Origin of the sequence: Mesorhizobium sp. L-2-11, from assembly GCF_016756595.1 — a bacterium.
Lineage (GTDB): Bacteria > Pseudomonadota > Alphaproteobacteria > Rhizobiales > Rhizobiaceae > Mesorhizobium.
Genome location: NZ_AP023257.1, coordinates 4,902,992 through 4,918,152 on the forward strand (window position 1 = coordinate 4,902,992; position 15,161 = coordinate 4,918,152).

The window sequence follows — 15,161 nt, forward strand, 5'->3', positions numbered from 1 at the left end:
ATCGTCGATCTGAATTGCTGCTCAGCTATTCGAAGGAATAGGTGAAACCTCCTTCGGAGGCTCCGACCGTCACCTTCGTCATCTTTTCGCCCTCGAGCGACCGGTTCAGCACGCCACGGCTCAATTCCGGCAGAAGCGTGTTTGTCAAAATGGCGTCGATCATTCGCCCGCCGGATTCGATCTCGGTGCAGCGGGCTTTGACCAGATCCATGACGCCGTCACCGATCACCAACTCGGCGTCGTTGCTCGAGCGCAGGCGGCGGGCGATCTTAGCGAACTGATGGCGGGTGATCGCTTCGATCATCATGTCCGAGAGCGGGTAGTAGGGAATGGTTACCACCCGGCCAAGAAACGCCGCTGGGAAAACCTTCAGCAGCGGGGCGCGCAATGCTGTGTCGAGATCGTCGAGCCCCGCCCGCACCGTGCCGCTGCTGGTCCGGTCCATGATGACTTCGGAGCCGACGTTCGAGGTGAGCAGGATCAGCGTGTTCTTGAAATCAATCCGCCGGCCTTCACTGTCGTCCATCATTCCCTTGTCGAAGACCTGGAAGAAGATTTCATGCACATCCGGATGCGCCTTTTCGACCTCGTCAAGCAGGATTACCGAATAGGGCTTGCGCCGAACCGCCTCGGTGAGGATGCCGCCCTTGCCGTAGCCGACATATCCGGGTGGCGCACCCTTCAGGGTTGAGACGGTGTGCGCCTCCTGGAACTCGGACATGTTGATCGAAATGAGGTTCTGCTCGCCGCCATAGAGCGTCTCGGCCAGGGCCAGCGCGGTTTCGGTCTTGCCGACGCCCGAGGGACCGCAGAGCAGAAAAACCCCCACCGGCTTTTCGGGTGCGCCGAGCCCGGCGCGGCTGGTCTGCACGCGCCTGGCAATCATTTCCATGGCGTGATCCTGACCGACCACGCGCTCGGACAGTGTGACGGCGAGCCGCAGCGCCTTTTCGGTCTGGCTCGACAGCATCCGGCCGGTCGGGATGCCGGTCCAGTCCTGCACCACGGCGGCCACGGCGTTGCGGTCGACTGACGGCAGGATCAGCGGCGTCTCGCCCTGCGCTTGTGCGAGTTCGGCCATCAGTTCGCGCAGCCGCGCGAGATCGGCAGCCGGATCGGGTGGAGAAGGATCGGCAACGGCCGTCATATCCGCATCGGTTTCAGGCGCATCGGTTTCAGGCGCTATGACCTCGGGGGCATCGGCGCCCGCGGTTTCGGCGACCGCCTCTGGAGGCTCCACGGCGTCGAGCGGCACACCCTCGCCGCGCAGCCTGGCGCGCAGTTCGAGTATCTCGCCAACCAGCGCCTTTTCCCGATCCCAACGTTGCTGCGCGGCAGCAAGCGTGAGTTCGGTCTCGGCAAGCCCAGTTTCGACCCGAGCCTGCCGGTCGGCCACGTCGATGCCGATCGCTGCCTCGCGGCCGATGATGGCGAATTCGACCTCCAGCGCCTGGCGGCGGCGCATGATGTCCTCGACCTCGGCAGGGGTGGCATGCTGCGAAATGGCGACACGGGCGCAGGCGGTGTCGAGAAGGCTCACGGCCTTGTCGGGCAGTTGCCGCGCCGGGATGTAGCGGTGGGACAGGCCAACCGCCGCCTCGATCGCCTCGTCGAGTATCTGCACCTTGTGATGCTGCTCGAGGACACCGGCGACACCGCGCAGCATGAGAACGGCCACCGCTTCCGACGGCTCATCTATCTTAACGACCTGGAAGCGACGGGTAAGCGCCGGATCCTTCTCGATGTGCTGCTTGTATTCGGCCCAGGTCGTTGCCGCGATCGTGCGAAGCTCACCGCGTGCCAGCGCCGGCTTCAGCAGATTGGCCGCATCACCGGTTCCAGCCGCGCCGCCGGCGCCGATCAAGGTGTGAGCTTCGTCAATGAAGAGGATGACCGGCGTCTCAGAGGATTGCACCTCGTCAATGACCGCCTTCAGCCGTTTTTCGAATTCGCCCTTTACGCTTGCGCCCGCCTGCATCAGGCCGACATCGAGCATGCGCACGCTGACGCCCTGCAGCGTCGGCGGCACGTCGCCCTGGGCAATGCGCAAGGCAAAGCCCTCGACGACGGCGGTTTTGCCGACACCCGCCTCACCAGTCAGGATCGGGTTGTTTTGCCGGCGTCGCATCAGGATATCGACGATCTGCCTGATCTCGGGATCGCGCCCGACGACCGGATCGATCTTGCCGTCGAGGGCGCGCTGGGTCAGGTCGGTCGCATATTTCGCCAGCGCCGAATCCCCGCCCGGAGCCCGCCGCGGTGTTTCGGCGGCGGCAACCGCAGTCGCGGCGCCGGCTTCGAGCGAACCCTCCACGACGTCTGCGAACCGCGCAATGACGGCCTGCGCATCGATCTTGTCGAATTCGCCACTGATCTTCGACAGCAGGCCTTCCAGCACCGGCGTCTTCAGGCAGGCGAGCAGAATATGCGCACTGCGCACTTCGTCGACGCTGAATTCCAGCCCGGCCAGGCCCCAGGCCTCCTTGATGGCGTGAAAGATATGATCGGAAAATTCCTCGATCGACGTGGCGCCGTAAGGCAGCTTGTCGACGGCGCGGGTCATATCGGCCGTGAGCCGGCTCGCATCCACCCCAGCGTCTGCCAGTATCAGTTGCACATCAGAGCGCTCTGAAAGCACCAGTTGCTCGATGAAGTGAACGAGCTCGACATAAGGATTGCCGCGCAGCTTGGCGGTGTCGGCCGCCGCCTTGAAGGCGCGCAAACAGACGGGGTTGAGCTTGCCGACCAGTTCCTTGCGTTTAAAGCTCTGCGACGACCGGCGCTGTTCCATCGAACTTGCCCCTCCAATCTGCCAGCCAACAAATTGCCACATAAGCAGCGACTTGACAAAGAGCGTTTATGAGCAGGGCGTCCGGGTGTTCGATTCAGTCGATTTCCTCCGTCCCGGCAGGCGCCGGCGCGATCGGCTACAGCGCCATCGAACGCCCCGCCTGTTGGCGATAAATTCACCGAAATGGTTCGACAATCGCGCCAGCGCTTTTGAACCCAGCGCGCCGGTTGCAGGCTCGTATTAAGATTGAGCATCAACTAAATTGTGGTAAAGTGTCGCAGTGTGGTAACGCTGGGTCAGGCACGGCCCAAGAGCCGCGCGCGGGGGATGGTGTGATCGATCTCGCACTCTGGCTGAATCCGCTGGACGGTGAAAATCCGTCGGGGGAGGATTTGCGCAACGATCCAGCCTTTCATGAGCTGGAGCGTCTCACCGAGCCGCAGGTCAAGGTCGTCCATGGCGGCCACAACCAGCCCTCATCGCAAAGCACCATTCCGGTCGACTGGCCTGCCGTCCTCGACAAGGCGGAGGAATTGCGTGCGCATGGCCGGGATCTGCGCCTGCTCGTCATTGTCACGCGCGCGCTGGCCAATGAGCAGCGGCTCGCCGGGCTCGCGCATGGCCTGACGCTTGTTGCGCGGACCTTCGATCAGCACTGGGAGACCATGCACCCGGCCCTGCGGCCCGGTGCTTCACCACGCGACGCCGCCTTGCGTCGCATAAACGCGCTGCTCGACCTCCAGAATGGTCAGGACGGGCTGTTGGCGGACTTGCGACGAATGACGTTCTTCGCGCCGCGCCCTATCGGACCGATCAGCGGACGCGATCTGGAACAAGGCGCACTCGACGAACGGGTCGTGCTTCTGGAAGCGGCCTCGGGATTGAATGCGGCGGAAAAGGCAGCGCTGGCCAGCGCGCACAGTCAACTTCTGAACCGGGTTCATAGCGGATGCAAGGCGCAGGCCGATCAAGCCAATGCGGAGATGATGTCGCTCATTGCCGACGCCCAAGCGGCGATCACCGCCCTTGATGCGGTCGAGACTGCTCTCAACGTTCGTCTGCAGGGCGGTGGCGCCGCTGTTCCGGAATTGAAACGGTTTCTGCAGCGTTTGCTGTCGACCCTCGAACGGAATTCGGCAATCGAGACCGCGACGAACGGCGCGGCCGAGCCAGCCCCGACGACGGCAAATCCGGAACTACCCGCTCGAAACGGTCAAATGCCTGCTCAAAAGGGTCAGGGAGCCGATACTATGGCAAGTCTGGCGAGTTACGCCGAACCGAGCACGGGGCTGCCGGAGCGGATTTCCTCGCGCGACGACGTCGTGAAATGCCTCGACCTCGTCGTCGCCTTTTATGACCGCACCGAACCGTCGAGCCCGATCCCGCACCTGGCCCGCCGGGTGCGCCGGATGGTGCATATGGATTTCGTTGAACTGATGGAAGATCTCGCTCCGTCGGGGCTGAAGGAATTCCGACTGCTTGCCGGCGTTCCCGATGCCAAGAAGACGGCCCAGAAGGATGAAAGGTAACGAGCCATGCCAGCTGAAAGCAAAGCGAAAGTCATCGAACGGAACCGCGCTCCGCGCGTGCAGATCGCCTATGACGTGGAAACCTATGGTAGCCCGACGACGATCGAATTGCCGTTCGTCATGGGGGTGATGGCCGATCTTTCCGGCGCCTCACAGACCAAGGAAGCGATGAAGTCGGTACTGGACCGCGCCTTTGTCGAAACCGACGCGAATCGCTTCCCCAAGTTCATGGAGGCGCTCGGGCCACGCGTGAAAGCCCGCGTGAAGAATACACTACCCCAGGCGGAGGGCGCCGAGCGGGAGGAAGAGCTGGCGCTCGATCTTACCTTCACCAAGATGGGCGATTTCGCCCCGGACAAGATTGCCGAACAGGTCCCGCAACTGGCCGAGATCCTCAAGATGCGTCGCCAGCTCGAAGAACTGCTCGGCTTCATGGATGGCCGCGTCGACGCCGAAAAGCGCATCGCGCAGCTTCTGAACAACGAGCCGCTTCTTGGCAAGATCGCCAGCCAGGCATTGTCGGACGAAGACAAGGTTGAGGTGTAAGTCATGGCCGAACAGCAAAAAACCGCAGACGTCGCCGCCGAGGCGGAGACCATCGATCTCGGAGAATTCAGCGGGCTCCTGGAAAAGGATTTCAAGGTCAAGAAGGACGATAGCGAGAAGCTGCAGCAACTCGTTCGCAATCTCGCGCTGGCGGCGCAGTCGCGATCCGAAACCACGACCATCTCGTCCAACGCGATCAAGTCGATCAAGTCGCTGATCGCGGGCATCGACAAGATGCTGTCGGAGCAGGTCAACGAGATCCTGCACGCGCCGGAAGTGCGCGAAATGGAAGGCACATGGCGCGGCCTGTGGTATCTCATCAACAACACCGAGACGGATCAGAAGCTGAAGATCCGGGTGATGAACATTTCCAAGGAGCAACTCGCCGACACGCTTGAAGACTATGAAGGCCAGATGTGGGACCAGAGCCCGATCTTCAAGAAGGTCTATACGGACGAGTATTCGATGCTGGGCGGCGAGCCAATCGGCTGCCTGATCGGCGCCTACGAATTCTCCAACCATCCGCGTGACGTCGGCCTGTTGCGCAACATCTCGGGCGTCTGCGCCTCGGCGCACACGCCGTTTATCGCGGCGGCCTCGCCGCGCCTGTTCCGCATGGACAGCTGGCAGGAACTGCCGAACCCGCAGGACCTGCAGCAGATCGTCTCCAACGCCGCCTACGCCTCGTGGCAATCGCTGCGCGAGAGCGAGGATGCGCGCTATATCGGCTTGACTATGCCGCGGGTCCTGGCGCGACTGCCCTACGGCACTGATACCGTTCCGGTGAAGGGTTTCACCTTCGAGGAAGAGGTCCAGGGCGACCACAATAAATACGTCTGGATGAACGCCGCCTTCCCAATGGGCGTGAACATAAACCGCAGCCACAAGCTCTATGGCTGGGGCACGCAGATCCGCGGCGTCGAGAACGGCGGCACAGTGATCAACCTGCCGGTGCACTCCTTCCCCACCGACGACGGATCGGTGGCGATGAAATGTCCGACGGAAGTCGCCATCGACGACCGGCGCGAGGCAGAACTGGCCAAGCTCGGCCTGATGCCCATCCTGCACCGGAAGAACACGGATCTGGCGGCTTTCATCGGCGCGCATTCGCTGCAGGACGACGAGACCCGCGCCGGCCGGCTGGTCGATCCCGACGCGCAGTCGAACGAGCGGCTGAGCGCCAACCTGCCCTATCTCTTCCCGGTTTCGCGGTTTGCGCATTACCTCAAAGCCATCGCGCGCGACAAGATCGGGTCGTTCAAGGAGCGGTCGGACATGCAGATCTGGTTGACCGAGTGGATCAACCGATACGTGCTGGCCAACCCGGCCTTTGCCGACGACAAAGCGCGCGCCAAGCGCCCGCTTGCCGCCGCCGAGGTCCAGGTCGACAGCGTCGAGGGGCGGCCGGGCTACTACAACGCCCGCTTCTATCTACGCCCGCATTACCAGTTGGAGGGCATCAACGCCTCGCTTCGACTGGTGTCGGAACTACCGTCCGTAAAGGCTTGATTTGCAGCAACATAGTCCTGTTTTGTTTGAAAACGCTGGAGGAAGACAATGCCCGTGAAAATTGATGGTTTTCTAAAAGTTCCGGATATCAAAGGGCCAAGCGTTCGCGACGGCCACGAGGACGAAATCGAAGTCCACGGGGTCGATTACAAGATGATCGCGCCATATGATCCGAATTCGCTCTCGCGCCGCGGCCGCGTGTCGCTGGGGATGATCAAGTTCACCAAGCATTATGACAAGTCCTCGCCCTATCTGAAAAAGGCGCTGTTCGACAACAAGGCGCTGGATGAAGTGGTGTTCTCCGCACGCCGGACCATAGATGGCGAAACCAGCGACTACCTGGTCGTCACCCTGACCGACGCTTCGATCATGGAATACGACATGACGCAGGCCGAGGACGAGGAAGACCTGATCGAGGAGGAGGTCAGCTTCGCCTACAAGAAGATCAAGTTCGTCTATGACAAGGATGACGAAATCGAAATGGATGTCTATGTCGGCAAGTGAGGCGCGGCGGACCGGCGCCGACAAGCTACAGGTTACCGGCAGTTCGCGGGCGAAACGCGAGGCGGTCCAGCCCTCTCTTTGGGACCGCCTCGTCAACGACCTGCCGGGCGTCACCTCCGAGATAGACGGGCTGCGTCAGACCTTGCAGGACGAGCTGGGCGCGGACCGGCTGGATACGCTCCTTGCCGGCAGCGCGCGGCTCATCGATGCCGACATGGAACTGACATCCGATCAGAAGCGGCGTCTGCACCGCCTGGGCTTTCAGATCCAACACCGCGCCGAAATCGAAAGCCGTGGCGTGGTCGTATCGGCCCGCGTCCTCAGGGAGGCGGTGCGGCGCGACATCGAGGCCCTGTTCAACACCGAGCGTTTCGAAGCTGTTCCGCTTCTTTCCGATTTCGAAAACGAACAGGCTGCAGACAATCCGCCATCGCTGGCCGATTTTCCCGAAGTGCGCCGAAGCGTGGTCAACTACGGCGTGCCGTCGTTTTCGGGCCGTTCGTCCCGCGACTTCGATCGCGATGCCCTGGCGCGCGAGATCCGCTCGGTTCTTGCCACATTCGAGCCGCGTCTTAGGGAAAGCGCAACCAAGGTAGCGGTGACCCTTGGTGACAAGAGTGCGGGCCTGAAGATCGAGATAGACGCTGTGCTGATCATGACGCCGACGCCGGAACGCATGCGCCTGCGCACAACAGTCAACCTCGATAACGGTTTGGCGCGGACCGAATTCAGGGAAAGCTGAGATGGATCGGGTCTTCGTAGAATATTACGAGGAGGAACTGACCCATATCCGCGGACTCGCGGCGGAATTTGCCGACATGCATCCGGCGGTGGCACGCAATCTTTCTCTCGATACCGTCCCCTGCCCGGATCCGTATGTCGAGCGACTGCTTGACGGCGTCGCATTCCTGGCTGCACGCACCAGAATGAAAGTCGACGCCGAGCGTTCGCGGTTTTCACGCAGCGTGCTGGATGTGCTTTATCCCGATCTGGTAACCCCGGCGCCGGCAACGGCGATGGCAGTGCTGAAACCCGGCCAGCAGGTCCAGTCGATGATTGCCGGCCATGTCATCAAGCGGAACACGCGGCTGGTGTCCAGTCTGCACCCCGGCCTGTCGACGCGCTGCACATTCACCACCGCGCAGGAAATCACGCTGTGGCCGATAACCATCACGGCGGTCAGCTATTTCCAGGATCGCAGCGGGTTGGCGGCGGCCGGCATAACGCCGATCGGCGGCGTAGGCGGCGAGGCGGCGCTGCGCATCACGCTGGGTCGGACCGGAAAAGGCAAGCTCGGCGAATTGGCGCTCGACCGGCTTGATTTCTATTTTGCCGGACGCACCAAAGCGCCATTGCTGTTCGACGCGATTTTCGGCGCCTGCTCGGCCGTTGGCGCCCGCGCCGAGGGCAAGGCCAATCCGCTGTCGCCGTTGCCGGAACCCGAAATGGTCGGCATCAGCGACGACGAGGCGTTGATGCCTCGTACCCGTCCGACATTCGAAGGCTACCGCCTGCTGCGTGAATATTTCATGATGCCCGAGCGCTTTCACTACGTGCGGGTTTCAGGACTGCAATCGGTCGTGCGCCGATGCGAGGCCGGGGTCGAGATCATCTTCATGTTCCGGCGTCCGGTACCCGAGCTTGCCGATGTGACGCCGGCGGATTTCGAACTTTTCGCGACGCCGATCATCAACCTGTTCGAGCGTGACTGCAATGTCATCGAGCTAGATCCGCGCAGAACACGGCAAGTGCTGCATGCCGACCGCACGCGGGCGCGCGACTTCGAAATCTATCGGGTGACCCGCGTCGAGGACGCCGATGCCGAGGGTCCTGACGCCGAAATTCCGGAGCTGTTCAGCCTGGGGCAAAACCGCAGCAATGGCTGGGTCTATTCCACCGAACGGCGCCCTCGCCGGGCCACCGAAGATGAGCGGCGCGACGGACTGACCCGCACTTCTTACACCGGAGACGACGTTTTCCTTTCGGTTTCACGGCCGGCCGGAAGCCCAGCGAACCGGCCGCTGAAGCGTCTCGACATCGTGGCACTTTGCACCAATCGCGATCTGCCGATCCTCGACGACAACCCGACCTTGACGCTGGAGACAGGCGATCCGGTCGAAACGGTCCGGCTCATCGGTGCCTTGCGCCCGCCCCAGCCGGCTATCCCGGCCGCGCTGCCCGCCGGCGCCGAAGGCGAATCCCGCGCCGATAATCTCGCATGGCGGCTGGTGGCGCAGCTGGCCCTCAACTTTCTCAGCCTCGCCAAGGAAGGCCGCGGTGTCGATCCGCTGCATGCGCTGCTCGATCTTTATGCCGACCGGGGCGATCCGAGCCTGGCTCGCAACGTGCACTCGATCGTTCGCATCGACTCGCGGTCCGTCATCGAACGGCTGCAGATCGATGGGCCGATGTGCTTCGGACGGGGCACGGAAGTGACTTTGCATGTGGACCAGTCGGTGCTGGCCGGGCAAAGCACATTGCTGCTTTCGGCCTTGCTTGCCCGGCTGTTTGCCCGTCACGCCGGAATAAACGGCTTTGTGCGGACCCGCACGCGGCTGCTGCAGAAGCAGGAGGATGTGCCATGGCCGATGACGCCCGGCAATCGCTACCTGATCTAGGCACGCTCGATCCGGGCCGGGCCGAAGCGCTGGATGATACGTTCGACTTTTTCGAACTGTTGCGCCGGCTAGAACAACGGGGCGGGCTGTTCGGCTATTCCGGCCGCGCGGATCGCGAGCCGGCACGGCTCGGGCAGCATGTGCGCCTCAGCTTTTCCGCCAAGGACGTGGTTGAGTTCCGCCAAGCGAAGGACAAGTCGTCGGGGAAGGACGGGACGCCGGCCCGGGTCACGGTTGCCAATCTCGGGCTGATGGGACCGGAAGGCCCGATGCCGCTTCATTTGACACGCTGGGTGCTCGATCGTCTGTCGCAACGCTGGTTCACCGGCGCTGACGCAAGACAGACCGTCGACACGACGTTCGTGGATTTCGTCAATATTCTCCAACACCGGATGATCGCCCTGTATTATCGGGCCTGGGCCGACGCGCATCCGGCGGTACAGGTTGAACGTGCGGTCGGCGGTCGGGTAAGGGCCATGCTTGAAGCCATGGCGGGAACCGGACTTCCCGGCACCCAAAATCCCGAGCTCGACGCAGTAAAACTTCGCCAGGCCGCGTCGCTCGCCAGCCAGGTCGACGGTCCGGAGCGGCTGACGCTGTTCCTGGCGGAAGCGTTCAAGGTGCCGGTCGCGATCAAGGAATTCGTTGCCACCTGGATGACCATCCCGGCGGCGCTGCAGACCCGGCTTACCCAGGCTTACGCAGTGCTGGGCCGCGGGGCGACGATCGGCCCGCGCGTTTTCAGCCGCCAAAGCAGGATCGAGCTGCGCGTCGGCCCAATCGGCTACGAGGAGTTCAAGACGTTCCTGCCGGGCGGCCAACGCCTGAAAATGTTCAAGCAGGCGGTTCGCGACATGGTCGGGGAATCGCTCGACGTCGATCTGCGGATCGTGCTCGCGCGTGAAGCAGTGCCGCCGCCGCTTATCGGAGCGGTACAGCTCGGCCGAACCACCTGGCTTGCGCGGCCCGCCGAAAGGGGCGATGCTGACGATATGCGGCTGCGGACGATCGTCGGATGGCGGCCAGAAATGGCGGAGGTCGCGGCATGAGTCTGCTGCTGACGCTGGAGCACGGGCCCCGCACCCAGGCGGTACGGCAGACCCGGCTGGACGAGGGTGAACTGGTGATCGGCCGTAGCGCGGACGCGGACTGGCAGATCGACGATCCCGACATGTTCGTTTCACGCGCCCATTGCAGGATCACCGGCGGGCGGGATGGATATTTCGTCACCGACACATCAAGCAGCGGATTGTTCATAAACGATTCCGACAGCCCGCTCGGCACCGGCACGTCGGCCCGTCTTCAGAACGGCATGCGGCTGAGGCTGGGCGACTATATCGTATGCGTCGATCTGCAGACGCCGGTCGCTCATGCACCTGTGGCCAGTCAATCGTTCGCCGAACCGTCGCCGCCGGCATCGCGCGCGCCGGTAAGCATCGGCCGCGATGACTTCTTTTCAGCCCCGGTCGAAGAAGAGCCGCGCCGACCGCGTCCCGCCGATCTGCCGAACCCGTTCGAACAACCCGTTCCGGGAGCGTTCGAGCGCGCCAACCAGCGCAGTTCGCCTGCCTTCGACGACCCGTTCAGCCTCGATCCGGTAGCAACGCCAGCGCCGAATGGCGCCGGCTATTCCGAACCGCGTGGTGCGCCGGACGCCGCAGACCCATTCAGCTTCGATCCGGCACCTTCCGGTGCAAGCGAGCCCGTTCCAGGCCAGCCCGTTTCAAGAAGGTCCTCCGAATTCGATGACGGTTTCGGTTTCGGGCCGGCCGCGTCGCCCGATTTGAGAAACGGCTCGGCCGGTCAACGCAAACACGTCGCCGGAGAGCCGGCCCATCCCTGGGATTTACCTGGCCCGGCGGCAGCTATCCCATCTGCGCCACGGGCTGGCGTTGCGCCCAAGCCCGCCCCCTCCCCGGCAGCGGCGCAACCGGCGAACATGGCCCTTCGCAGCGCTTTCCTGCGTGGCATGGGCATCGAGGAAGCCGATTTTCCCGGACGCGACAGCGTCGCGGAAATGGAAAAATTCGGTCGCGAGTATCGGCTGATGATGGAAGGCCTGATGCAGCTGCTGCGCAAGCGGGCCGAGGAAAAGGGAAACGCTCGCGTCGCCCAGACGGTGGTTGGGGCCTCTGAAGTCAATCCGCTCAAGTTTCTGCCGACGGTCGACGACGCCATCGTGACCCTCATCGCGGAGCGCAGCCCCGGATTTCTGGCCGGCGAAGCGGCAATCGCCGACGCGGTCCGTGATCTCGCGCAACATCATGTGCGCGCCTGGCGAGGCGTGCAGTCCGCCTTGCGGCGAATGATCGACCGTTTTGACCCGGCAGCAATCGAGGAAGAGCTCAAATCGAGTTCCGCGATCGGCACCGTGCTTTCGGGCGGGCGCCGCGCCAGGCTGTGGGAGCTTTACCAGAAACGCCATCGTGAAATCGCCCAGAGCGCGGAATCGAGTTTTTTGGGCGAAATCGGCGCTGATTTTCGAGATGCATATGAGGAGGAGTGAAACATGATCGATCGCCGCGAATTTGTCGTTGCCCTGGGCGCAACCGGGCTGCTTGCTGCTTGCCAGAGCGGTCCGCCAAAGCCATCCGCGGTGACCGTCAACCTGACCGGCGCGGCCGGCATGAACCCGGGACCAGGCGGCGGCGACCGGCCGGTGACGGTCCTCGTGATGCGGCTGCGCAGCACCGGTAAATTCAACTCGGCCGATTATTTCGCGCTGCAGGGGGATGCCGGCTCGGCACTCGCAGGCGATCTCATCGGATCCGACCAGATCTCCGTCGGGCCCGGAAAGACCGCATCCAAAACCATCACGGTCGAGCCGGACGCGGCTGCGCTGGGCTTCGTTGCCCTCGTTCGCGAGCCCGGCGGCCGCAGCTGGCGTACGACCAAGTCGGTGTCGCCGGGATCAACAGTTACCGTCAACGTCACGCTTGGCAGCGGCGGCATTTCTGCCTAGCGGCCAGGGCAAGGGGTGCTCGATGCAGGAAGTAGCGGCATGAGCGATGCAAACAGGGTGCTGTGGTCCGAAGGCCTGTTTCTGCGGACCCAGCATTTTCAGCAGCAGGATCGCTTTTTCGAGGCGACCGTGCGCGGCGCGTTGCAGGCCGGGCAGCTGCATACGTTCGGCTTTCAGCAGCTGACGCTGGACCAGGCAATGCTCGATGCCGGCCAAGTCTCGATCCTGTCGGCACGGGGCATCTTTCCGGATGGAACCCCGTTCTCCATCCCCGACCTGATGGACGCGCCACGACCGCTGCCGGTCACCGCCGATACGGGTGCGGGACCGGTGCTGGTTGGCCTGCCGCTCGAGCCGGCCGGTGGTGTCGGCTTCGATCCGGCGCACGCCGCATCGACCGGCGCACGCTATCATGGGCGGATCGTTTCGGTGCGCGACGCCGTGCAGGGCGGTTCGGATCCTGAAGAAATCGAGATCGCCCGCCCGCAGGCGCTGCTGATTGCACCCGGAAAATCGGTTGGCGGCTACACCGCCCTGCCGATCGCCGACATCAAAGGGGTTCGAGCCGATGGCGGCGTCTCGCTGGACGAGACGTTCCTGCCGCCGACACTGGTTACCGGAGCGGTGGCCTGGTACCGGCAGTTGCTTCTGGAGGTTGTCACCGGCCTCGACCAGATCGCCGAGGCGCATGGCAAAATGGTCATGGGCGGGCCAGGGCGCAGCGTCGAAGACCTGCTGATGCTCAATCTCGCCAATGCGGCGCGTCCGCGGCTGGCGCACATGCTGGCTCAGGATGTCTTCCATCCGGCCGAACTCTACCTGGAGCTTGCCGGTCTTGCCGGTTCGATGGCGACCTATGGCTCAAGCGCGCGACGGCTGAGCGAGTTGCCTGCCTACGATCACATGGCGCCCGGCCCCGCCTATTCGGCGCTGGCTGACGCCTTGCGCTCGCTCATCCTGAGCCTGCGCTACATCGAGCCCAAATCACGCGCACTGCCGGTCATGCGGCATTCAACCAATGTCTGGAAAATCCGCATCGACAACCCGAAGCTGCTGGTGGCCAGCCGGATCGTCATCCGGGTCGGTTCCGAGTTGTCGGAAGACGCCCTGCGCAAGATTTTCGTCAACCAGGCGACCGTCGGTTCGGCCGATCAGTTCGAGGGCCTTTGGAAATCCCGTCTACCGGGCATTCCACTGAAGCCGCTTCATTCCCAGCCCCGCGAAATCCCCTACGATGGCGATCGGCTGTGCCTTGAGCTGGATCAGAAAAGCGAGCACTGGGCCTCGCTGCTCGATGCCCCCGGTTTCGTCATCGGTGTGTCGGGGGTGCTGCCGAGCGAACCGCAGGTCGACTGCTATTCGGTAAACAGGTGAGATGATGAGCCGGGATGATCCTTTCGGACTGTCGGAGGATCGCGAACGCACGCGCATACGACTGACCGGCGCGCCGATCCCGCGACCGATGACGCCACTCTTGTCGGGCGTGCCGATCAAACGGTCGCGTACGCATCCGAACACGCTGGTCAACGCATTCGCCCCCCTGCTCGAATTCGCCCCCGAGCTTGAAAGCGCGCTGCCGCCGGAAAACCCGGAAGCGTTGCGCACCCGGTTGCTCGACGAGCTGGTTCGAGCACGTGACGCGGCAATGGCGTCGGGGTCCTCTCTGGAGCGCGCCGACCAGGCAGCCTGGGTGGTGGCGGCATTGCTCGACGATCTGGCCCTGAACACGCCATGGGGCGGCGCCAGCGCATGGCCGCGCCAGCCGCTTGTGGTGATGCTACGAGGCGATGTCGATGCCGGCACGCAGTTCTTCACGCGTCTCGACGAACTGGAGCGGCATCCGAACCGGGATCGCGAATTGCTCGAACTGCAATATCATTGCCTGGCGCTCGGTTTTCGCGGCAAATATCGTGTTCCGGGCCGGTCGGGCGACCGCTCGATCAATGCGGTTCGCGTTGCTGCAGCGCGCTTTCTGCGCGATGCCGATGCCGACGGCGCACCGCTGTCGCCGAACTGGAAAGGCGTGATCGCATCCGACGAGCCGCAGCGCTTCATCGTGCCGATCTGGGTGATGGGGCTCGGCGCGGCGGTTCTCGCCACTGCAATCTATCTCGGGCTGTCGATGGGACTGAGCAGTCAGGCGGTCGAGCTTTCGACGCTGGTTCGTGCTTTGCCGCCGCCGGCACGCGGCGATATCAGCCGGACATCGCCACAGGTCGACGCGCCGCCGCCGGAGGCAGTGGATTTCGCGCTGGTGCCGGAGTTCCAGGCCGGAGCGCCGGCCAACCTCAGAGCCGCGCTAAGCGGCACCGAGAGCGTTTCGCTGGCCAGGCTGATCATTCAGGCCTCCAACCCCGAACTGTTCCAGTCGTCGCGGCCGACACTGACGGAAGGCTTCGAACCGCTGATCGGTTCAATCGCCAAAGTGATCCTCGCCAATCAGGAACTGATCGGAAACATCACCGTGGTCGGCCATACCGACAGTATTCCCTTGCAGCGGTCCAATCCGCTTTCCACCAACCAGCGGCTGTCGGAAGCGCGCGCAGCAACCATTACCGAGATGCTGGTCCAGAACGGCGTGCCGCAGGACCGCATTCGCTTCGAAGGACGTGCAGCTACCGATCCAGTGGCCGACGACAGCACCCGCGCGGGACGGGCCTTGAACCGCCGCGTCGAGGTGCTGGTCGAAAAGAGGCTGTGAG

12 protein-coding genes are annotated in these 15,161 nt (G+C 63.3%); 11 read left to right on the top strand and 1 reads right to left on the bottom strand.

All coding sequences use genetic code 11. The features are described 5' to 3' along the window. Positions 1–25 precede the first annotated feature (25 nt). The gene (gene tssH / locus JG739_RS23590; RefSeq protein ID WP_202363615.1) at positions 26–2,791 is read right to left on the bottom strand and encodes a type VI secretion system ATPase TssH; all 2,766 of its coding nucleotides are present in this window, start codon (positions 2,789–2,791) and stop codon (positions 26–28) included. 332 nt (positions 2,792–3,123) lie between these two features. On the opposite strand from tssH, the gene tssA reads away from it, so the two are divergent. The 11 genes from tssA to icmH are packed head-to-tail and all read left to right on the top strand — an operon-like array spanning position 3,124 to position 15,160. Then, positions 3,124–4,320 carry a type VI secretion system protein TssA gene (gene tssA, locus JG739_RS23595; RefSeq protein WP_202367598.1) on the top strand — a complete coding sequence of 399 codons (1,197 nt, stop codon included), beginning with the start codon at positions 3,124–3,126 and terminating at the stop codon, positions 4,318–4,320. A gap of 6 nt (positions 4,321–4,326) precedes the next feature. Beyond that, positions 4,327–4,866, top strand: coding sequence for a type VI secretion system contractile sheath small subunit (tssB, locus tag JG739_RS23600; protein ID WP_202363616.1), 540 nt, complete (start codon positions 4,327–4,329; stop codon positions 4,864–4,866). Positions 4,867–4,869: 3 nt separating this feature from the next. Beyond that, a complete protein-coding gene (gene tssC / locus JG739_RS23605) occupies positions 4,870–6,375 on the top strand; it encodes a type VI secretion system contractile sheath large subunit (RefSeq protein WP_202363617.1) in 1,506 nt (501 codons plus the stop codon). A 48-nt stretch (positions 6,376–6,423) separates the two neighbouring features. Then, a complete protein-coding gene (locus tag JG739_RS23610) occupies positions 6,424–6,879 on the top strand; it encodes a type VI secretion system tube protein Hcp (RefSeq protein WP_202363618.1) in 456 nt (151 codons plus the stop codon). After that, a complete protein-coding gene (gene tssE / locus JG739_RS23615) occupies positions 6,866–7,621 on the top strand; it encodes a type VI secretion system baseplate subunit TssE (protein WP_202363619.1) in 756 nt (251 codons plus the stop codon). Before JG739_RS23610 ends, tssE begins: the two co-directional genes overlap by 14 nt. A 1-nt stretch (position 7,622) precedes the next feature. Further along, complete coding sequence (gene tssF / locus JG739_RS23620) at positions 7,623–9,497, top strand: type VI secretion system baseplate subunit TssF (protein WP_202363620.1); 1,875 nt, start codon at positions 7,623–7,625, stop codon at positions 9,495–9,497. Beyond that, positions 9,461–10,546 (top strand): type VI secretion system baseplate subunit TssG, encoded by a 1,086-nt coding sequence (gene tssG / locus JG739_RS23625; RefSeq protein ID WP_202363621.1) that lies wholly within the window; start codon positions 9,461–9,463, stop codon positions 10,544–10,546. The genes tssF and tssG overlap by 37 nt, the downstream gene beginning before the upstream one ends. After that, the gene (gene tagH / locus JG739_RS23630; protein ID WP_202363622.1) at positions 10,543–12,003 is read left to right on the top strand and encodes a type VI secretion system-associated FHA domain protein TagH; all 1,461 of its coding nucleotides are present in this window, start codon (positions 10,543–10,545) and stop codon (positions 12,001–12,003) included. The genes tssG and tagH overlap by 4 nt, the downstream gene beginning before the upstream one ends. 3 nt (positions 12,004–12,006) lie before the next feature. After that, positions 12,007–12,459 (top strand): type VI secretion system lipoprotein TssJ, encoded by a 453-nt coding sequence (gene tssJ / locus JG739_RS23635; protein ID WP_202363623.1) that lies wholly within the window; start codon positions 12,007–12,009, stop codon positions 12,457–12,459. A gap of 39 nt (positions 12,460–12,498) precedes the next feature. After that, positions 12,499–13,833 carry a type VI secretion system baseplate subunit TssK gene (gene tssK, locus JG739_RS23640; RefSeq protein ID WP_202363624.1) on the top strand — a complete coding sequence of 445 codons (1,335 nt, stop codon included), beginning with the start codon at positions 12,499–12,501 and terminating at the stop codon, positions 13,831–13,833. 4 nt (positions 13,834–13,837) lie between these two features. Next, positions 13,838–15,160, top strand: coding sequence for a type IVB secretion system protein IcmH/DotU (gene icmH / locus JG739_RS23645; RefSeq protein ID WP_202367599.1), 1,323 nt, complete (start codon positions 13,838–13,840; stop codon positions 15,158–15,160). The last annotated feature ends 1 nt before the right edge of the window (position 15,161 follow it).

Excerpts from the sequence above, each read along its gene's own strand:
- tssH (WP_202363615.1), bottom strand. The coding sequence starts at position 2,791 with ATGGAACAGCGCCGGTCGTCGCAGAGCTTTAAACGCAAGGAACTGGTC.
- tssB (WP_202363616.1), top strand. The coding sequence starts at position 4,327 with ATGCCAGCTGAAAGCAAAGCGAAAGTCATCGAACGGAACCGCGCTCCG.
- tssC (WP_202363617.1), top strand. The coding sequence starts at position 4,870 with ATGGCCGAACAGCAAAAAACCGCAGACGTCGCCGCCGAGGCGGAGACC.
- JG739_RS23610 (WP_202363618.1), top strand. The coding sequence starts at position 6,424 with ATGCCCGTGAAAATTGATGGTTTTCTAAAAGTTCCGGATATCAAAGGG.
- tssE (WP_202363619.1), top strand. The coding sequence starts at position 6,866 with ATGTCGGCAAGTGAGGCGCGGCGGACCGGCGCCGACAAGCTACAGGTT.
- tssF (WP_202363620.1), top strand. The coding sequence starts at position 7,623 with ATGGATCGGGTCTTCGTAGAATATTACGAGGAGGAACTGACCCATATC.
- tssG (WP_202363621.1), top strand. The coding sequence starts at position 9,461 with ATGGCCGATGACGCCCGGCAATCGCTACCTGATCTAGGCACGCTCGAT.
- tagH (WP_202363622.1), top strand. The coding sequence starts at position 10,543 with ATGAGTCTGCTGCTGACGCTGGAGCACGGGCCCCGCACCCAGGCGGTA.
- tssJ (WP_202363623.1), top strand. The coding sequence starts at position 12,007 with ATGATCGATCGCCGCGAATTTGTCGTTGCCCTGGGCGCAACCGGGCTG.
- tssK (WP_202363624.1), top strand. The coding sequence starts at position 12,499 with ATGAGCGATGCAAACAGGGTGCTGTGGTCCGAAGGCCTGTTTCTGCGG.
- icmH (WP_202367599.1), top strand. The coding sequence starts at position 13,838 with ATGAGCCGGGATGATCCTTTCGGACTGTCGGAGGATCGCGAACGCACG.